Annotated in this window: 15 protein-coding genes; 7 read left to right on the top strand and 8 right to left on the bottom strand. The window is 62.0% G+C overall.

Annotated elements, in window-relative coordinates; genetic code table 11:
- Positions 1 to 59: 59 nt before the first annotated feature.
- Both ACQ4W7_RS16245 and ACQ4W7_RS16240 read right to left on the bottom strand, forming a co-directional pair.
- Positions 60 to 503 (bottom strand): thioesterase family protein, encoded by a 444-nt coding sequence (locus tag ACQ4W7_RS16245; protein ID WP_436531754.1) that lies wholly within the window; start codon positions 501 to 503, stop codon positions 60 to 62.
- Between the two features lie 130 nt (positions 504 to 633).
- The gene (locus ACQ4W7_RS16240) at positions 634 to 2,085 is read right to left on the bottom strand and encodes a PQQ-dependent sugar dehydrogenase (protein WP_436531752.1); all 1,452 of its coding nucleotides are present in this window, start codon (positions 2,083 to 2,085) and stop codon (positions 634 to 636) included.
- A 282-nt stretch (positions 2,086 to 2,367) separates the two neighbouring features.
- Here ACQ4W7_RS16240 and ACQ4W7_RS16235 point away from each other — a divergent pair, with 282 nt between their 5' ends.
- A complete protein-coding gene (locus ACQ4W7_RS16235; protein ID WP_436531750.1) occupies positions 2,368 to 3,474 on the top strand; it encodes an S-(hydroxymethyl)glutathione dehydrogenase/class III alcohol dehydrogenase in 1,107 nt (368 codons plus the stop codon).
- 10 nt (positions 3,475 to 3,484) lie between these two features.
- On the opposite strand, the gene ACQ4W7_RS16230 is transcribed toward ACQ4W7_RS16235, so the two are convergent.
- The gene (locus tag ACQ4W7_RS16230) at positions 3,485 to 4,489 is read right to left on the bottom strand and encodes a GlxA family transcriptional regulator (RefSeq protein WP_436531748.1); all 1,005 of its coding nucleotides are present in this window, start codon (positions 4,487 to 4,489) and stop codon (positions 3,485 to 3,487) included.
- A 261-nt stretch (positions 4,490 to 4,750) separates the two neighbouring features.
- On the opposite strand from ACQ4W7_RS16230, the gene ACQ4W7_RS16225 reads away from it, so the two are divergent.
- The 3 genes from ACQ4W7_RS16225 to ACQ4W7_RS16215 all read left to right on the top strand — a co-directional run bounded on the left by ACQ4W7_RS16225 (position 4,751) and on the right by ACQ4W7_RS16215 (position 9,110).
- Entirely contained in the window at positions 4,751 to 7,753 is a 3,003-nt protein-coding gene (locus ACQ4W7_RS16225) for a DUF6701 domain-containing protein (protein WP_436531746.1), read from the top strand.
- 89 nt (positions 7,754 to 7,842) lie between these two features.
- A complete protein-coding gene (locus ACQ4W7_RS16220; RefSeq protein WP_426073215.1) occupies positions 7,843 to 8,541 on the top strand; it encodes a dienelactone hydrolase family protein in 699 nt (232 codons plus the stop codon).
- Between the two features lie 152 nt (positions 8,542 to 8,693).
- Positions 8,694 to 9,110, top strand: a complete 417-nt coding sequence (locus tag ACQ4W7_RS16215) for an SRPBCC family protein (protein ID WP_426073214.1) — start codon at positions 8,694 to 8,696, stop codon at positions 9,108 to 9,110.
- A gap of 41 nt (positions 9,111 to 9,151) precedes the next feature.
- Here the strand turns inward: ACQ4W7_RS16215 and ACQ4W7_RS16210 are convergent, their stop codons facing one another.
- Positions 9,152 to 10,777: a M28 family peptidase gene (locus ACQ4W7_RS16210; protein ID WP_436531744.1), complete on the bottom strand. Its 1,626-nt coding sequence runs from the start codon at positions 10,775 to 10,777 to the stop codon at positions 9,152 to 9,154.
- A gap of 134 nt (positions 10,778 to 10,911) precedes the next feature.
- On the opposite strand from ACQ4W7_RS16210, the gene ACQ4W7_RS16205 reads away from it, so the two are divergent.
- The 3 genes from ACQ4W7_RS16205 (at position 10,912) to ACQ4W7_RS16195 (ending at position 16,300) form a co-directional block, all read left to right on the top strand.
- Positions 10,912 to 11,757 carry an alpha/beta fold hydrolase gene (locus ACQ4W7_RS16205; protein WP_436531742.1) on the top strand — a complete coding sequence of 282 codons (846 nt, stop codon included), beginning with the start codon at positions 10,912 to 10,914 and terminating at the stop codon, positions 11,755 to 11,757.
- Positions 11,758 to 12,027: 270 nt separating this feature from the next.
- On the top strand, positions 12,028 to 14,202 hold the full coding sequence (locus ACQ4W7_RS16200) for a DEAD/DEAH box helicase (RefSeq protein WP_426073211.1): 2,175 nt from the start codon (positions 12,028 to 12,030) through the stop codon (positions 14,200 to 14,202).
- 436 nt (positions 14,203 to 14,638) lie between these two features.
- Entirely contained in the window at positions 14,639 to 16,300 is a 1,662-nt protein-coding gene (locus ACQ4W7_RS16195; RefSeq protein WP_426073210.1) for a methyl-accepting chemotaxis protein, read from the top strand.
- Positions 16,301 to 16,334: 34 nt separating this feature from the next.
- Here ACQ4W7_RS16195 and bamE read toward each other — a convergent pair whose 3' ends face one another.
- The 4 genes from bamE to ACQ4W7_RS16175 are packed head-to-tail and all read right to left on the bottom strand — an operon-like array spanning position 16,335 to position 18,307.
- Entirely contained in the window at positions 16,335 to 16,643 is a 309-nt protein-coding gene (gene bamE, locus ACQ4W7_RS16190; RefSeq protein ID WP_436531739.1) for an outer membrane protein assembly factor BamE domain-containing protein, read from the bottom strand.
- A complete protein-coding gene (locus ACQ4W7_RS16185; RefSeq protein WP_436531737.1) occupies positions 16,640 to 17,440 on the bottom strand; it encodes a hypothetical protein in 801 nt (266 codons plus the stop codon). Before ACQ4W7_RS16185 ends, bamE begins: the two co-directional genes overlap by 4 nt.
- 49 nt (positions 17,441 to 17,489) lie before the next feature.
- Positions 17,490 to 17,849, bottom strand: a complete 360-nt coding sequence (locus ACQ4W7_RS16180) for a nucleotide pyrophosphohydrolase (protein ID WP_436531735.1) — start codon at positions 17,847 to 17,849, stop codon at positions 17,490 to 17,492.
- Positions 17,846 to 18,307, bottom strand: coding sequence for a GNAT family N-acetyltransferase (locus tag ACQ4W7_RS16175; RefSeq protein ID WP_426073206.1), 462 nt, complete (start codon positions 18,305 to 18,307; stop codon positions 17,846 to 17,848). Before ACQ4W7_RS16175 ends, ACQ4W7_RS16180 begins: the two co-directional genes overlap by 4 nt.
- Positions 18,308 to 18,342 lie beyond the last annotated feature (35 nt).

Genomic DNA, 18,342 nt, shown 5'->3' with positions numbered 1-18,342 from the left:
TTAATGTCTTCCTAGCAAGCATACAGCATGGCGGCATGACGACCCGCGTAATCTATCGCTTAATTGATCCAGTTTACCTGTGGGAACTTGCTGCCGAACTCTTCCGGCATGGGCACGACCTGGCTGCGCTTGTAGTTGAAAAACACAAAGCCCGACTTGGCCATCGCGATCAGGGCGTTGTCGCGCGGACGCGTGATGCGGAAAGTGATGTCGCCGCCATATTTATTGAAATCCATGACGCCCACTTCGAACAGCAGCTGGTCGCGCGCATGGGCTTCGGCGCGATAGGTGGTGGCCAGGTCGGTGACGATGATGCCGGTGCCGTCCGCTTCAATGTCGCGCACGCCGAATTCGAACAGGAAGCGCGCGCGGGCCTCGGAAATCATGGAAATCATGGAATCGTTGCCGAGATGGTTGCCGGCATTGATGTCCGTGGTGCGTACCGTCAGTTGCGAGGAATAGCAGTACTGGTCTTCGGGAAATTCAAGTTTCAAACGGGCCATGGTGTTCTCTTGGGCTGGTGCGCAGGGCGCGGCGGAAAAAAACCATTCTAGCCGGTTCCCCGCGCCCCGTCGAAAAATGCCCTCTGCCACGCGCGCTCCGCTTCACTGACGCACGCTCATTTGCGTACGCCTATTTGTGTACGATGCGGTAGACCTTGCCCGTGCCGCTCAGCATGTACAGCTCGTTTTGCGCATCCTGGCCAAAAGACAGGATGTTGCCCACGTTGGTGATGCCCCAGTCTGTCACGGTGGAGGCCGTGCCATTGCTGTAGCTGAAGCTTTTCAGCCAGCCGCTGCAGTAGTCCGAATACAGGTACTGCCCCGCCAGTTCCGGCAAGGCCGTGCCCCGGTACACATAGCCGCCCGTGATCGAGCAACCGCCGGCCGTATCGTGGCCGTATTCGACGGCAGGCAGTACCAGCCCCGCCTGGTTGCAGCTGCCGCTGCTGCTGTAGCAGCGCGCGCCTTCCATGATATTCCAGCCATAGTTGTTGCCCGCTTGGCCCACGGGGCGCACATCGACTTCTTCCCAATTGGCCTGGCCCACGTCGGCGAGGTACAGCAGTTGTGCCGGCACGTCGAAGGCGTAGCGCCATGGGTTGCGCAAGCCGTAGGCCCAGATTTCAGCGCGTCCGCCTGCCGTGGCAAATGGATTGCCTGGTGGAATGGCGTATGGCTGGGCCACCGTGCTGGCGTTGACGTCCAGGCGCAGCAGTTTTCCCAGCAGCACATTCGTGTTTTGCGCATTGCCGGACGGGTCGCCCGCGCTGCCGCCGTCGCCCGTGCCTGCGTACAGATAGCCATCCGGGCCAAAGCTGAGCAAGCCGCCATAGTGGTTGCTGAACGTGGGGTGGGGAATCGTGAGGATGGCCAGCGCAGACAGGGGATCGGCCACATTGGCGTTGCCAGCCGACACTTGCCGCCGCTCGATGACGATATCGCCGGCCAGGTTGGTGTAATACAGGAAGAAATAGCCATTGCTGGCGTACTGCGGATGGAAGGCCAGCGACAGTAAGCCCCGTTCGCCGCTGGTAGTGGTCAGGGTGCTGATGTCGAGGAAGGGCGTGGCCAGCAGATTGCCGTTTTGCACCACGCGGATGCGTCCGGGGCGCTCGAGGATGAACAAACGGCTGTCGCCGGGTGGCGCCGTGAGGAAGATGGGCGCGCTCAAGCCGCTGGCCACCTCTTGCAGGGCCAGGGCCAGCGGCGCGGTGGCCGCATAGGCGACGCTGGCGCTGGCCGTCGCGCCCGCATAGACTTGCACCTGCTGCGTGACGGGCGTGGGCGCCAGCGTTCCCGTGCCTTGCGCCACGCTGGCGGCGCTGAGCGTATAGGCGCCGGGCGCCAGGTCGGTGAGCGTGGTGCTCGCCGTCAGCAGCTTGCTGTAGGACGCGGGTCCGCTGAGCGTGACGGCGCCCGCCACGCCGGCCGGCAAGCCGCCGATGGTGACGGCCAGGCTGCCGGTGGTGGCGGCGGGCGGGTGGTGGCCGCCCCCGCCGCCGCAGGCGGCCAGCAGGGCTAGGCAGCATGCCAGCAGCAGGGCCAGCCAGGCGGGGAACAGTCGGGATAGCGAGGTGCGCATGTCAGTCTCCTGCGGGAACGATGAAATGGCGAGTTGGTGAGGACGAGTCAGTGCGATGCATCAAGGGAATGCTGTTGCGTCAAGAATGCGCGTTTTTGTGCCCGCAAGATTGAGCTTACGCAAGCATACGCCTGACACACGCCGCGCTTCCGTGCGCTGCTGCACCGTGCGGCGGCATCGGACAAATGCGCCGCGTTTTCAGACAAGCGCGCCGCCACTGGCCCCGCCACGCCCGCAAGCGTCCGATAATGGCGCATCTGAAACCGAGCAGGAAGTATCCCCATGAAAACCAAAGCCGCGATTGCCTGGAAAGCGGGCGCCCCGTTGACCATCGAAGAAGTCGACCTGGCCGGCCCGCGCGCCGGCGAAGTGCTGGTCGAGCTGAAAGCCACCGGCATTTGCCATACCGATTACTACACCCTGTCGGGCGCCGACCCGGAAGGCATCTTCCCCGCCATCCTGGGCCATGAGGGCGCTGGCGTCGTCGTCGACGTGGGCCCGGGCGTGACAAGCCTGAAAAAGGATGATCACGTCATTCCCCTGTACACACCGGAATGCCGCCAGTGCAAGTTCTGCCTGTCGCAAAAGACGAATTTGTGCCAGGCCATCCGCTCCACGCAGGGCCGCGGCCTGATGCCGGACGCCACCAGCCGCTTTTCCCTGAACGGCCAGCCCTTGTTCCACTACATGGGCACCTCGACTTTTTCCAACTATATCGTGGTGCCGGAAATCGCTCTTGCCAAGATCCGCAAAGATGCGCCGTTCGACAAGGTTTGCTACATCGGCTGCGGCGTGACGACGGGCGTGGGTGCGGTGCTGTTCTCGGCCAAGGTGGAAGCGGGCGCGAATGTGGCCGTATTTGGCCTGGGCGGCATCGGCCTGAACGTGATCCAGGCGGCGAAAATGGTCGGCGCCGATAAAATCATCGGCATCGACATCAATCCGGCGCGCCAGGCCATCGCGCGCAAGTTCGGCATGACGCATTTCATCAACCCGAACGAAGTGGAAAACGTCGTCGATGCCATCGTGCAACTGACCGATGGCGGCGCCGATTACAGTTTTGAATGCGTCGGCAACACGACCCTGATGCGCCAGGCGCTCGAATGCACGCACAAGGGCTGGGGCAAATCGTTCATCATCGGTGTGGCGGCAGCGGGCCAGGAAATTTCCACACGCCCGTTCCAATTGGTGACGGGGCGCGAATGGCGCGGTTCGGCCTTTGGCGGCGCGCGCGGGCGCACGGACGTGCCGAAGATCGTCGACTGGTATATGGAAGGCAAGCTCAACATTGACGATTTGATCACGCACAGGCTGAAGCTCGAAGACATCAATCAAGGTTTTGAGTTGATGAAAAGCGGCGAGTCGATTCGTTCCGTCGTCCTGTACTAATATCGGCTTGTCATCTTGATGTGCTGGAAAAGCGTTCGCGGTAGTCGCGCGGCGTGATGGCAAGTTTCTTTTGAAACAGACGGCGCAGCCTTTCCTCGCTGTGCAAGCCCGCTTGCACAGCCACCTGTTTTAAGGAAGACACATTGTCTTCCAGCAAGCGGCGCGCCACCTCAAAGCGGGCCGTCTCGATGAATTCCGTGGGGCTGCTGCCCGTTTCACGCTGGAATACGCGCGTAAAATTGCGTTCGCTCATGGCCAGCCTGGCCGCCAGCAGTGGCACCGTGAGTTCTTCGGCCAGGTGTTCCATGATCCAGCCCTGCAACTGGCGGATGGTCGGATGCGTGGTCATCTGGCTCGACAGGTGTACGGAAAACTGCGACTGACCACCGGGCCGCTTCAAATACACCACCAGGTCGCGCGCCACTTCCAGCGCGATATCGCGGCTGAAATCGTCTTCCACCAGGGCCAGCGCCAAATCGATGCCGGCCGTCACGCCGGCCGACGTCCAGAATTTTCCTTCCCGCACGAAAATCGCATCGGCATTGACCTGTATCAATGGATAGCGCTGGCGCAGGCTATCCACGGCGCTCCAGTGCGTGGCGGCGCTCTTGCCGTCGAGCACGCCCGCTTCGGCCAGGAAGAAGCAGCCCGTGCACAGCGCCGCCAGGGTAGCGATGCGCGGCGCCGCTGCTGCCACCCAGGCGGCCAGGGCGGGGATGTCTTGCAATACTTGCTCGACGTGGTGGCAGCCGACGATGACGGCCAAATCGGGCAGGCGGTTGGCATCGAGCGCCTTGCTCGCGTGCAGCGACATCAGGGTGTCCGACTCGACGGGGCCGATGGCCGTCGACACGATGCGCACGTCGTAGCCGCCAGGCAAATTGCGCAGGCGCAAATGGGTGTTGGCGTAGTCAAACACTTTCATGGCGCCGATGGCTTCGAGTGCCTTGAAGCCGGGGTAGACGATGATGTCGACGGTCCGCAGGGGAAATTCTTTGGGGCTTTGCTTGATCATGCGATATGCGTGAGGGTGGAAAACACTGCCATAATGCAAGAGCGGCGACGGTGTAGCTTAGCATGAGATAGTTAATATGCCGCCGGCCACCTCCCATTTATCCGATTTCTGAACATCGTGCGCATACACATTTTTTTCCTTGGTTTGTTTTTCTTGTTATCGACCGGCATGGCCCAGGCGGTCACTTTTAATTTCAACGGCGGCGACGTCAGCAATTGCACCCGGTCGGGCGCACAATATACCTGCGGTAACCTCCAGTTTGTGGGTAGTAGCGACGCTATCGTGATCGCCAGCGGCTACGGCGTCACGGTCAACAGCGACGTGACCATGGGCTATAACCAGGGACTGAGCATGAGCGGCACGGCGGCCCTGACCGTCAACAGGAATCTCGACTTGAGCAACGTCAATACGCCCAACCTGAAGATCTCGGGCGGCAGCCTGACGGCCAAGGGCGGCAGTTTCAAACTGGGCTCGCAGAACGGCCAGGCCATCGTGGCCGATATTTCGGCTGCCTCCGTGATCCTCGGTGGTTCTGCCGTCAAAGTCACGGGCAACATTACGGCCACGGGCATGATCGATATTTCAGCCAGCTCGACTTTGGTTGGCGCTATCGATGGCGGCAAGGTCGTCACCAACGCGAATGTGGCTATCAGCGGCAGCGTGACGGCTAGCGGCGAGATCAATATCGCGTCAAATTCTTCCATTGCCGGTCCCCTCAAGGGCAACACCATCATCACCAACTCCAAGGTCACGATCACGGGTGACGTGACGGCTGCCATGTCGTTCAGCCTGGGCTCGGGCAGCACCTTGAAAGGCCAGACCAAGGCGCCCGTGGTCAGCATCGAGGCCGCACAAAGTCAAGTGCAAGGCGACATCAACGCCAGCACCTCGTTGACCGTCGGTACCGGTAGCCAAGTCACGGGCAACCTGGTCTCGCCGACCATCGACCTGCAGGCGTCCGGTGTGCTCGTCACGGGCGATGTGGCAGCGTCGAATACGCTGACCATTGCTTCTGGCAATGGCATCAAAGGTAATGTGGATGGCGGCGACGTGACCTTGAAATCGGCGAATGCGTATATCACGGGCAATGCCAAGGTCGATCACATTACCCTGGGCTCGCGCGGCCGGGTGCATCAGACGATCACCTGCAAGGCCTATACCCCGGCCAACCCCTGCAGCTGCGTGACGAATAACAGCGGCTATGCCTTCAACGAGCCGCTGGGTCCGAAGTGCGTCCCCGGCACCCCGACCGGACCCCACCATTTCCAGATCGACCATCCAGGCACTGCCCTGACGTGCGCGCCGCAAACGGTGACGGTGACGGCTTGCGCGGATGCCGCCTGCGGCAGCACGTACGCGGGTGGCGCCACTGTCACGTTGAGTCCGGGGGGCGACGCGACGCAGATAAGCAGCAGTGGCATGGTCACGGCCACCGTGCGCCAGTACGCCGTCGGCAGTGCCACGCTGAGCCTGACGAGCGTGCCCGGCGCTACGGACGCGCTGGTGTGCAAACGCAGCTCGGACAAGAGCGCCAGTTGCGTTATGGATTTCGCGGAAACAGGCTTGATTGTCACCCCCGTCAACCATGTCTCGGCCACGCAGCCGTCGTTTGGCATCAGCGCGGTGCAGGCCCGCCCCAATCAGCAAGCTTGCGTGCCCCTGTTTGCCAACAAGAGCAAGGACTTGACGCTCGCTTGCAGCTACAGCAATCCCGCCAGCGGCACTTTGCCGGTCTTTATCAAAGGCACGGGTGGCTTCATCGCCCTGGCCCCGGATAACAGCAGTGCTTGCAGTATCTTGGGGAAGACGGTCAACCTGGCGTTCGATAACCAGGGCGTCGCCAAGGCCACCATGTCCTACGCGGATGTGGGGAAGGTGAATTTGAAGGCCACTTATACGGGGTCGGCCACTTCCGGCGACGCCGGCTTGAGCATGACGGGCAACGGCGATGTCATTGTCGTGCCGGCCGCGTTCAGCATCCCTATCATTGCCAGCCCTCAGCGCGCGGGTGCGCCAGTGGCTGTCAGCATGAGCGCGCTCAATAACGAGGGTGCCGTGACGCCGAACTTTGGCAATGAAAAATTGCCAGAGACGGTGCTGCCTACGCTGGCCAGCCTGGTCAGGCCGACGAAGGACGAGATTGCCGAGCCAAACAAGCCAGCCATGCAGGGTGGCGTGGTCTTCAAGAATGGCAGCGTTGCCAGCAGCGACATGAACTGGCCAGAGGTGGGAACGATCACCATCGCCTTCAAATTGGCCAATCGCAACGGCTACCTGGATGCCAATACTCCGGTGCTGGACTTGCCCAAGCCCTCACGCGTGAGCGGGGAGGTGCAGTTCATCCCGCACCACTTCATCACGGAGTTGATCAAGGACAACGAAGCTGACCAGCCCAAGGCTAGCAACGGGATCGCCGTGCCGTGCGCGCCGCCGCTTACCTGCGCCAACGATGGGGCGACAGGCCGCTACGCATACTCGGGGCAGGCCATAGGCGTGCGCGTGACGGCGCGCGCCCAGGGGGTGGCGACGACCCAAAATTATGACGACCGCGTCCCGAGCGTCCTGGCGCCCGTGTTGCTCGAAGGCCTGGATGCGGCCAAGGGCACGATTTCCTTTCCGCCGAGCACTTCCGATGGCCGCAGCCGGCTCACCGATGGCAGCAGGGCGCAAACCACCGTCACCGGCGTGGCGCCCGTGATATTTATACTGGGCGTTGCCTCGCCCATGGTCGCCTACCGTTTTCCGGGCAAGGCGGGCGTGCCGGTAAAGGTGGCGCCCACCGACGTGCGGCTGCGCGCCAGCAGCACGTATCCCGGCGGCGCCGTCGTCAGTTCAACTTCCGCCTTGATACACAACGAGGCAAGGCTGACCGTGCTGTCGGGGCAATGGCAAGTAGCCCACGGCTATGGCTCCGAGTTGCTGCCCGTCCGGCTGGCCGTGCAAGTGCAGTACTGGAATGGGACGAAATGGACGACGAATTTGCTTGACAGCATCAGTGCGTTCAACAAGTCGGAAGTGGTGCTGGCCAATTGCAAGAAAACGCTGGACTGCAGCAAACTGGCAGCTGATGATCGGACCTATACCGTCGTGCAAGGCGCACTACCGCAGGCCAATCGCCTGACTTTGCTGGCGCCCGGCGCCGGCAAGGCCGGCAGCGTGGACGTATCCGTGGGCAACCATCCCTACCTGGGCAGCACGGTCGGTACCGTCGTCTTTGGCATCCTCAAGTCCGGCCCCGTGATTTACCTGCGCGAGCTGTATTGAGCCTGGGCAAAGGGGGCGGACGCAGGCAGAGCGAAAAACCAGTAACATGCCTGGCTGTGGCATTCCCCCAACCTCAGACTGGAGTTTCTATGAGCACAACTTCGCAGTGGATCGATATCGCCGGCCCGGACGGCAGCTTTCAGGCTTACCTGGCCGTGCCGCACGTAGGCAAGGGCCCCGCCATCCTCTTGTTGCAGGAAATTTTCGGCGTCAACGAGCACATCCGCGCCGTGGCCGACCAGTATGCGGCCGATGGCTACGTGGTGCTGGTGCCTGACCTGTTCTGGCGCGCGGGCGCGCACATTGAACTGGGCTATGACGCTGACGGCTGGACGCGCGCCGTGGAGCTGATGCAAGCCACCGATAACGCCCACGCCGACAGCGATATCGCCGCCACCGTCGCCGTCTTGCGCGCGCGCCCGGAAGTGACGGGCAAGCTGGCCTCGGTCGGCTACTGCTTCGGTGGCCGTCTGTCGTTTCAAACGGCTGCGGCCGGTCTGGTCGACGCCGCCATCGCCTATTACGGCGGCGGCATCCAGAACAAGCTGGACCTGGCCGACCAAATCACGGTGCCGCTGCTCATGCATTTCGGCGGCCAGGACAGCCATATCCCGCCGGACGCCGTGCAAAAGATCGCCGAGCGCTTCGAAGACCGGCAAGACGTGGAAATCCATATCTACCCGGGCGCCGAACACGGTTTCAATTGCACCCACCGCGACAGCTACCAGCAGCGCGCCGCAGCCCACGCGCATGGCAATTCTTTAATTTTCCTGGCAGAAAATCTGTAAAACCTCATCGCCAGGCTGACCAGCCGCGATTGTCCAGGCCGATATGCGCCCAGCAGCAAAGCCGCATGGGCGCTAAAATAGCGGCTGTGCCGGGCAACTCCGGCCGGCCGGGCGCCGCGCCCGGCAAACCTGGATGAGGAACCGAATTAAAGATGGCCCAAGTAATTGTTTCTGTAACATTGGCGGCAAGCGCCGAACGCGTGTGGGATTTTATCGGCGGCTTCCAGTCGCTGGCTGAATGGTCGAGCGCCATCAAGACCAGCCTGTCCGAGCATGGCGGTCGCGTGCGCCGCCTGAAAACCACGGACGGCGCCGTCATCGCCGAACGCCTGCAAAGCTACAGCGAAGCGGACAAGAGCTACAGCTACACCATCGTCTCTGGCCCGATCCCCGTCAAGAACTACCGTTCCACCCTGCGCGTCACGGGCGAACCGGGCGTCGCTTCCTGCGTGGCAGAATGGTCGAGCGAGTTCGACGCGGCCGAAGGCGTGGAAGAGGTCATGATCGGCGCGTTTCAGCATTTGTACGAAACCGCGTTTGTGGATCTGAAACGCATCATGGCGATTTAAATGAAAACACCGCCGGCCAAGGCCGGTGTTTTTCATGGCGCTTAGCGTTTTACCTTGCCAAACGCTTCGCCCTTGTTCCAAGTAGGCAAGTGCTTGTCGTTCGCCACTGCATAGCCGAGGTTCAGGGTGAACTGCGCCTGCTGCACCATGCCCGACAGATCCCACGACGGCTTGTATTCGTCGGTGACTTGATGGTAATCCTTCTTGAAGGCCACCAGGCGCTCGCTGGACGCTGTCGGCTCCTTGACGAAGTCGAACGCGCCGTCGCCGGAGAATACTGCCGAGCCCACGTTGAAGGCGGGCACGCCGGCCTTGGCGAAGGCAAAATGGTCAGCCCGGTAAAAGGCGCCGGATAGGTCGGGAATGGTGGGCGCCAGGCGCAGGCCCATGCGCTTGGCCACCTTGGCGGCGCTTGCGTACAGGCTGCTGCGCTCGGCGCCGGCCACGCCGATGTCGTGCGTCTTGCCGACAAAGTTCATGCTGTCGAGGTTCAGGTCGGCGGCCGTTTTCGCCAGCGGCCACAGGGGAGCGCGCGTGTAGGCCGTGCTGCCCAGCATGCCCGTTTCCTCGCCGGCCGGCCACAGGAAGATCTGTGTGCGGCGCGCCGGTTTTTTCACGGCAACCTGCGCCATGGCCAGCAGTGCTGCCGCACCCGAGGCGTTGTCGATGGCGCCGTTGTAGATAGGGTCGCTCCGGCCCTGTTTGACACCTTGGCTGCTGCCTTCCTCATCCTTGCCCAGGTGGTCCCAGTGGGCCGAGTAAATGACAGCCTCGTCCTTCAGTTTCGGGTCCGTGCCCGGCACGATGCCGGCCACGTTGAATTGCTCGATGCTGCGGATCTGGCTATCCAGTGCCACCTTGACCGTGGCGTTCAAGGCGACGGGGCGGAAATCGCGCGTTTCGGCCTGCGCGCGCAAGGCGTCCAGGTCCTGTCCTGCTTGCTGGAACAGGGCGCGCGCCATGTCTTCCTGCAGCCAGCCTTCCATGGCGTTGCCCGCGCCAGCCAGGCTGAAGCGCTCGTGGCCGAAGCCGTTGGCGGGCACCGACCACGGATACGACGCCGATGCTGTCGTGTGGATCAGCAAGACGCCGGCGGCGCCCTGGCGCAGCGCTTCCTCGTACTTGTAGACCCAGCGGCCGTAATAGGTGAGGGACTTGCCGGCAAAACGGCTCGGCTCGGCAGCTGTCGGCTGCGGGTCGTTGACCATCATGATGAGCAATTTCCCTTTTAAATCAATACCCTTGAAATCGTCCCAATTTTCCTCGGGGGCGCGGATGCCGTAGCCGGCAAACACGACGGGCGCGTCAAACGCCACTGTCTGCTGGCCATTGGAAGCGCCGAAGACGATGTCCTTGCCGAAGGCGGGCGCGAGCGTCTTGCCGCCCGCGCTGAACGTGACCTTGCTCGATGGCAAGGCCTTGCTGCCGACGATGGTCAGCGCCTGGCGGTACGTGCCATCTTTTAAAGGCTGCAAGCCGGCCACGGCCGCCTGCGTTTCCAGGTAGCGCACGGCCAGGTCGCCGCCGCGCTGGCCCGTGCCACGTCCTTCCAGCAAATCGTCGGCCAGGAAGGACAGATGGGCGCGCAGGGGCGCTTCGGCAACGAGCGGTTGGGCGAGGGCGGCCGTGCTGAACAGGCTGGCGGCGAGGACGATGGGAAAACGCATGACAACTCCAAAAGTGAATACGGGAAAGCAAAGCAGCGGCAATCTTACTCTACCGCAATGCTCCAGCGTAGCGCGCGGCGTGCGCGCGCCATTGCGGCCACAATGGCCGCTGGCCCACCGACAAGGAGCGTCCCATGACTGCCACCGACTTGCAATCGAGCAATACCCTGCGTACCGCCGACGGCACCCTGATCTACTACAAGGACTGGGGCAGCGGCCCGCCCGTCGTCTTCAGCCACGGCTGGCCGCTGTCGTCCGACGCCTGGGAAGACCAGATGTTTTATCTGGCCTCGCACGGCTACCGCGTCATCGCGCACGACCGGCGCGGCCATGGCCGCTCCAGCCAGCCTTTCGACGGCAACGACATGGATACCTATGCCAATGACCTGGCCGCGTTGATCGCGGCGCTGGACTTGACGGGCGCCACCCTGGTGGGCCATTCGACGGGCGGCGGCGAGGTGGCGCGCTACATCGGCCGCCATGGCACGCAGCGCCTGGCCGGCGCCGTGCTGGTGGGCGCCGTGCCGCCGCTGATGCTGCAAACGGCCGACAATCCGCTGGGCTTGCCGCTGTCCGCCTTTGACGCCATCCGCGCCGGCGTGCAGGCCGACCGCAGCCAATTCTTCCGCGACTTGAGCGAGGCGTTCTATGGCTACAACCGGCCCGGCGCCAAGCCGTCGCAGGGCGTGCGCGACAGTTTCTGGCGACAAGGCATGCAGGCGGGCATGCCGGCAGCCTATTTGTGCATCAAGCAATTTTCCGAAACGGACTTCACCAGCGACCTGGGCAAATTCGACGTGCCGACCCTGGTGATCCATGGCGACGATGACCAGATCGTGCCGATCGCCGCCTCGGCGCGGCGCACGGCTGAGCTCATCATCGGCAGCAAGCTGCTCGTGTATGCAGGCGCGCCGCACGGCTTGGCGACGACGCACAAAGACCGTCTGAACGAGGACTTGCTGGAGTTCTTGCGTACCTGAGGGGGGCGGGCGCCGCAGTGCTTCCGCGCCCGCCGTTGCCGTTGCCGCGCAGAACAGGCGCAGGCGGCACATTGTTGTGTATCGTTTAATGTTGGTAAAATCACGCGCCAATTGCGTGCGGATCACCGATTTTTCTGCCTTTTTTCGGTAGATATGGCGCAAAAAACGGCGTTCTGCGGCATGCAGCCACCCGGTAAGGTCCAGTAAAGAGTAAACTAGCAGATACACTCTTTCGCATTGGGCGATTCGAGCGAACTTGTGAGTGATTTCATGTCTGATACACCAATTTCCTTATTTTCCGACCTTAACCTGAGCGAGCCGCTGATTCGCGCGCTCAAGGATGTCGGTTACGAAACACCGTCGCCTATCCAGGCGGCCACGATTCCATTATTGCTCGCTAACCGCGACGTGCTGGGCCAGGCGCAAACAGGCACGGGTAAGACCGCCGCCTTCGCCTTGCCTATCCTGTCGCGCATTGATCTGAAACAAAGCTCACCCCAAGCCCTGGTCCTGGCACCGACACGCGAACTGGCCATCCAGGTCGCCGAAGCGTTCCAGGTGTACGCCGCCCACATTCCCGGCTTCCACGTGTTGCCGATCTACGGCGGCCAAAGCTACGGCCCGCAGTTGTCGGCCCTGCGTCGCGGCGTGCATGTCATCGTCGGCACCCCTGGCCGCGTCATCGATCACCTGGACAAGGGTTCGCTCGACCTGTCCAAGTTGAAGACGCTGGTGCTGGACGAAGCCGATGAAATGCTGCGTATGGGCTTTATCGACGATGTCGAACGCATCTTGAAGGAAACGCCGGATGGCCATCAAACGGCCCTGTTCTCGGCCACCATGCCTTCCGTCATCAAGCGCATTGCCACGACCTACCTGGTCAATCCGGCCGAAGTGACGGTCGCCGCCAAGACGGGCACGGCTGACAACATTCGCCAGCGCTACTGGCTGGTGTCGGGCATGCACAAGCTGGACGCATTGACCCGCATCCTGGAAGCGGAAGTGTTTGATGGCATGATCATCTTTGCCCGCACCAAGCTGGGCACGGAAGAGCTGGCCGGCAAGCTGCAAGCACGCGGCTTCTCGGCTGCCGCCATCAATGGCGACATCCAGCAAGCCCAGCGCGAGCGCACGATCCAGCAATTGAAAGACGGCAAGATCGACATCCTCGTGGCAACCGACGTGGCCGCCCGCGGCCTGGACGTCGAGCGCATCAGCCACGTCGTCAACTACGACGTCCCGCACGATCCGGAAAGCTATACCCACCGCATTGGCCGCACAGGCCGTGCCGGCCGCAGCGGCGAAGCGATTCTGTTCATCACCCCGCGTGAAAAGAACTTGTTGAAAGCCATCGAACGTTCGACCCGCCAGCCGATCGGCATGCTGGAACTGCCGACGATTCAGGCCGTCAACGACGTGCGTATCGCCAAGTTCAAGGAACAGATCAGCGACACCCTGGCCCTGGGCGAACTGGAACAGTTCCAGTCGCTGATCGAGGATTTCGAACGCGAGAAAAACATTCCCGCCATCGAGATCGCCGCCGCATTGGCGAAGATGGCGCGTGGCAATGTGCCTCTGTTGCTGGACAAGAATAAGGCGCGCGAGCAAGCCACGTGGCAAGACGACCGTCCTGTGCGCCAAGACCGCTTCGAACGCAACGACCGTCCGGAACGGGGCGACCGCTTCGAGCGTAACGAGCGCAGCGAGCGTGGCGAACGTCCGGCCTTCCCGAAAAAGGAACGCATCCAGCGCCCAGCCGACGCCGGCATGCAAACCTTCCGCATTGAGGTAGGTCATCAGCATGGCGTGAAACCGGGCAATATCGTGGGTGCCATCGCCAACGAAGCGGGCATCGATTCGAAAAACATCGGCCGCATCGAAATCTATGACGATTACAGCGTCCTGGACTTGCCGGACAGCATGCCGAAAGAATTGCTGGACCAGCTGAAAACCGTGTGGGTGGCGGGCCAGCAGCTGCGCATCAGCCGCGATGGCGATGCACCGGACCTGGCGCCGCCAGCCGCGCCACGCAAGCCGTTTGCCGCCAAGTCCGCGCCAGCGTTCAAGGATGCGCCGGCCGACGCGGGCGACGCAGCACTTGCACCAGCACCAGCGCCGCGCGCGCCGAAGAAGGAACGTCCACGTCCAGGCGTGACGGCCTACCGCATCGAAGTGGGCCGTGAGCACGCTGTGACGCCAAGCAACATCGTCGGCGCCATCGCCAACGAAGCGAACCTGGAAGCCAAGCATATCGGCCGCATCGATATCTTTGACAACTACAGCGTGCTGGACTTGCCGGAAGGCATGCCGCCAGAAATCCTCGACCACCTGAAATCGGTCGTGGTCTCGGGCCAGAAACTGCGCATCAGCCTGGATGATGGCACGACGGAGCGCAAGCCTGCGGCACCGCGTCCGAAGTCGCCGCCGCGTAAGTCATTTAAGTAAGCCATCCCACAGGCGCTCCGGCGCCTGTGTCGCGGATTGGAGACATATCCCCCACTGGCGCGTTCGCGCCAGTTTTTATTCCCCCCGTCAAGAAATGAACCTTATTGCTCCGTTACTAACGCGGATGGCTGCGCCATGTATTTTTCCTATTGGCCTGGTGTTGCCATCTTTTAATCGGCGTAGGCGGCTTGTTTATCGCACCGGATAACAATAAATAATATTTAATTAATTATCCGTCCTGCCTGCTATTGAAATTTTTAATTTCAATAAAGTCAATCAAGTTGAAGTAAAGTAAATTCTAAAACATAAAAAAATTGACTTTTATTAAATTGTTTGACGAGTGTCACTGTCGCCGTGGCGATATCTCGCTGGTGCTTGATGTGGTATATTGTTTTTATGTTTTTGTTATGCTAGTTGAAAAAATAGAGGAGCGACGATGCGGGTCAATACGCCTATCACGCAAAATGAATACGTATTAAATGAAGGCATGACGATTGTTTCCACCACGGATTTACAGGGAAACATTAATTACGCCAATCAGTATTTCATTGAAGTCAGCGGTTTTTCAGAAATGGAACTGCTGGGTGCGCCACAGAATATTCTGCGTCATCCCGATATGCCGGCCGAAGCGTTTGCCGACCTGTGGGATACCATCAAGACGGGCATGCCATGGACCGGCATGGTCAAGAACCGCTGCAAGAATGGCGATTTTTATTGGGTCTTTGCGAATATCACGCCCGTCATCGAGAACGGCCGCCCGATCGGCTACATGTCCGTGCGTACCAAGCCCACACGCGAGCAGATCAACGAAGCAGCAGCCCTGTATAAAAGTTTTAAAGATGGCAACGCCGCCAGGCTGGCATTCCGCAATGGCCGCGTCGTGCGCCAGGGCTGGGCCGCCAAGCTGGCCGAGTGGCGCAAGCTGAGCCTGTCGCAAGACCTGGCCCTGCATTGCATCGTCTTTGGCGTGGTGCTGGCCATCCTCGGCTGCGCCGTATGGAATATCGATGGCGATACGAGCACGGCCACGCGCAGCTGGCTCAGCGGCACTGCCGCCGTGGCCGTCGCACTGATGCTGTATTTCTGGGCCCATCTGCACAATTCGCTGGTCGCGCCCCTGGGCGACGCCATCACGGTGGCGCGCAAGATGGCCGGTGGCGACTTGACGGGCGTCATCGACAAGGTGCGTGATGATGATATGGGGCAATTAATGGCGGCCTTGCGCCAGACCAACATCAACCTGCACAGCATCATCGGCGACGTGCGCGCCAACTTTGAGGATATCCGCGTCACGACGGCGGAAATTGCGACTGGCAATATGGACTTGTCCAGCCGCACGGAATCGCAGGCTTCCAGCCTGGAGCAGACGGCGGCCAGCATGGAAGAACTGACGTCCACGGTGCAGAATAGCGCCGACCACGTGGCCACGGCCAACGACCTGGCGGCGCAGGCATCCACCGTCGCCGCCAAGGGCGGTACCATCGTCAGCGAAGTGGTCACCACGATGAATGAAATCAGTACGTCGTCGCGCAAGATTCTCGACATCATCGGCCTGATTGACGGCATTGCCTTCCAGACCAACATTCTTGCCTTGAACGCGGCCGTGGAAGCGGCGCGTGCGGGCGAGCATGGCCGCGGCTTCGCCGTCGTGGCCGGTGAAGTGCGCAGCCTGGCGCAGCGCTCGGCAACGGCGGCCAAGGAAGTCAAGAATTTGATCGACCATTCGATCGCCACCGTGAATGCGGGCAGCGTGCTGACCAGCAATGCGGGCGCCACCATGACGGAAGTGATCGCCTCGGTGGCCCGCGTGACGGAAGTGATGGACGAGATTTCCTCCACCACGCGCGAGCAAAATCAGGGCATTGGGCAAGTCAACCAGGCCGTCATCCAGATGGATGGCATCACGCAGCAGAATGCGGCGCTGGTGGAGCAGGCGGCTGCGGCTGCCACCAGCCTGGCGCAGCGCACCGACAGCGTAGCCCAGTCGATCGGCATCTTCAAACTGAAGGCGTCGCCCAAGCGCAAGGCTGCCGGCGTAGGCCGCAACCCCAGCGTGGGCGCGGGCATGGCCACACGGGCCTTGCTGAAGGCGCGCTAAGACAATCACCCCGCCAGTGTAGCGCTGGCGGGGTTCATTTCCGTATCTGGTAGACTTCTCCGCTGCGTACCTTGCGTACCACCCCATCCCCGCCAAACATGATCACATACTCACCCTGCGCGCCCGCAGCGATCGGGTAGGTGTACATCCACACTTCAATGCCGCTGTCGAAGCGGATGGACGTGCTGTCTCCCAGCGCCGCGCGCACCTGCTCGCGCGTGCTGCTGCCCGGCTGCACCGTCTGCTCCAGGGTTGCGTAAGGCACATTCTTGCTTGCCTGCAAGGCGCGCGTGCCGGAGCAGGCGGCGAGCAGCATCAGCGCGAAGACACTCAGCCACTTCATGGGGCCACCCCGTCCATGTAAGTAAATTCCAGCAAGGTATCGTCGGGCCAGCTGGCATCCCACAGGGGCGCGTAATACGTGCGGTCGAGCAAGACCTGGCAATCGCAATAGGGCAGCGAGGCGGGGGTTTGCTCGCCGCCCGCGTACAGCATGGTGAATGGCAGCGTGACCCTGCGCTCGCCATGCACAAGGGTCACGCCGAACAGGGGGCGGTCCGTGAAAAACAAATAATTGCCGTCGGGCTCGGAACACACCTTGTCGGTGCTGTAGAGCATGCTGGACAGCCAGGCGATGATTTGCGGGTCGTTCGAGATCAGCCCGGAATCCATGCCGGCGCGGCATTCCAGGCGCAAGTCGCCCAGGCGCCGCGTGCCGGGCGGCAAGCCGGGCGTGATGACTTGCGCGCGCCAGCTCATGGTGGAGGCCTTGCGGTTGGCGATCAGCACGGCGTCTTCGCGCGCGGCTTGCGCATGGCGCACGGGGGCAAAGCTGTTGTCTTCCGCCAAGGGCAAGGGGATGTTGACCGTATCGCCGGCGATGCGCAGCTGCACGCCCGTCATGTCCACGCCGGGCTGGCGCGGCAGCAAGCGAAAGCGCAACACCGCCTGCGGCGCCAGCGCATGGTCGCGCTCGAAGCGGTCCACGCCCTGCAGCATCTTGCGGTAGGATTTATCCACAGGGTCGCGCGTGGCATCGACTTTCACTTGCGGCACGGGCGCGGTTTGCGCCAGCGCAATAGCGCTGTACGGTGGGGCAGCGAGCAAGCCGGCGAGCAGCAGGGATAGAGGAATACGCATGCCTTGATGCTACGCCTTTTTAGGCTGCAGCCACGCACGGATGGGGTTATCAGTACTCGCTATACTTGCGCGCGTCGCCGCGCACCTGCTGCGCCGGGTATTTTTGCGCGTTCAGCTCCATCTTTTCCAGCACGGCCGCATGTAGGTCGACGCCGCTCTTGTCGGCCAGGCGCACCAGATACATCAGCACGTCGGCCAGCTCGTGGCGGATGCCCGTGCGCTTGGCGTCGTCCAGCTCGGCGTCCGCGCCCGTGGGCAGCCACTGGTAGTGCTCGGCCAGTTCCGCCACTTCCACGGACAGGGCCATGGCCAGGTTTTTCGGCGTGTGGAACTGGTCCCAGTCGCGTTCGTCGGCAAAGGCGCGCAGGCGCGCGCGGATGTCGAGCAAGCTGTCGACGGGCGCGTTCATGCCGCCACCTGCAGCGGTTTTTCCATGAAGACACTGAACGGATCGTCGGGATAGTCGCCGTAGGGGCCGCGCTGTTGATAGCCGTGGCGCGCATACAGGGCGATGGCTGCGGGCTGGTGGATGCCCGTCTCTAACGTCAGCAAGCGGCAGCCGCGCGCCAGCGCCTGCTCTTCCAGCAGAGCCAGCAGGCGCTTGGCCAGGCCCAGGCCGCGGCTTTCCGGGTGCACATACATGCGTTTGACCTCGCCAAAATCGGGCGTGACGACGATGGCGCCGCAAGCGCGCGCCGTGCCCGCTGTATCGCGGGCGACGGCAAACAGCAGGCTGTCCGGCGGCACGGACGCCAGGTCCAGCGAATACACGCATTCGGCCGGATACAGGGTTTGTTGATAGGCATCAAGCTCGGCAATCAGGGTTTGCACGTCGGCTTGCTGCGGCGATTCCAGGCGGATAGTCATGGGGAGATCGAATGAATAGGATGTCCCCCATGGTA

It is taken from the genome of Janthinobacterium algoris, assembly GCF_051380935.1.
Taxonomy (GTDB): Bacteria; Pseudomonadota; Gammaproteobacteria; order Burkholderiales; family Burkholderiaceae_D; genus Janthinobacterium.
The sequence above is the reverse complement of the archived record's forward strand: the minus strand, read 5'-3'. Positions and strand labels throughout refer to the sequence as shown.

Excerpts from the sequence above, each read along its gene's own strand:
- ACQ4W7_RS16185 (WP_436531737.1), bottom strand. The coding sequence starts at position 17,440 with ATGCGTATTCCTCTATCCCTGCTGCTCGCCGGCTTGCTCGCTGCCCCA.
- ACQ4W7_RS16235 (WP_436531750.1), top strand. The coding sequence starts at position 2,368 with ATGAAAACCAAAGCCGCGATTGCCTGGAAAGCGGGCGCCCCGTTGACC.
- bamE (WP_436531739.1), bottom strand. The coding sequence starts at position 16,643 with ATGAAGTGGCTGAGTGTCTTCGCGCTGATGCTGCTCGCCGCCTGCTCC.
- ACQ4W7_RS16215 (WP_426073214.1), top strand. The coding sequence starts at position 8,694 with ATGGCCCAAGTAATTGTTTCTGTAACATTGGCGGCAAGCGCCGAACGC.
- ACQ4W7_RS16220 (WP_426073215.1), top strand. The coding sequence starts at position 7,843 with ATGAGCACAACTTCGCAGTGGATCGATATCGCCGGCCCGGACGGCAGC.
- ACQ4W7_RS16205 (WP_436531742.1), top strand. The coding sequence starts at position 10,912 with ATGACTGCCACCGACTTGCAATCGAGCAATACCCTGCGTACCGCCGAC.
- ACQ4W7_RS16200 (WP_426073211.1), top strand. The coding sequence starts at position 12,028 with ATGTCTGATACACCAATTTCCTTATTTTCCGACCTTAACCTGAGCGAG.
- ACQ4W7_RS16240 (WP_436531752.1), bottom strand. The coding sequence starts at position 2,085 with ATGCGCACCTCGCTATCCCGACTGTTCCCCGCCTGGCTGGCCCTGCTG.
- ACQ4W7_RS16195 (WP_426073210.1), top strand. The coding sequence starts at position 14,639 with ATGCGGGTCAATACGCCTATCACGCAAAATGAATACGTATTAAATGAA.
- ACQ4W7_RS16175 (WP_426073206.1), bottom strand. The coding sequence starts at position 18,307 with ATGACTATCCGCCTGGAATCGCCGCAGCAAGCCGACGTGCAAACCCTG.
- ACQ4W7_RS16245 (WP_436531754.1), bottom strand. The coding sequence starts at position 503 with ATGGCCCGTTTGAAACTTGAATTTCCCGAAGACCAGTACTGCTATTCC.
- ACQ4W7_RS16180 (WP_436531735.1), bottom strand. The coding sequence starts at position 17,849 with ATGAACGCGCCCGTCGACAGCTTGCTCGACATCCGCGCGCGCCTGCGC.
- ACQ4W7_RS16230 (WP_436531748.1), bottom strand. The coding sequence starts at position 4,489 with ATGATCAAGCAAAGCCCCAAAGAATTTCCCCTGCGGACCGTCGACATC.
- ACQ4W7_RS16210 (WP_436531744.1), bottom strand. The coding sequence starts at position 10,777 with ATGCGTTTTCCCATCGTCCTCGCCGCCAGCCTGTTCAGCACGGCCGCC.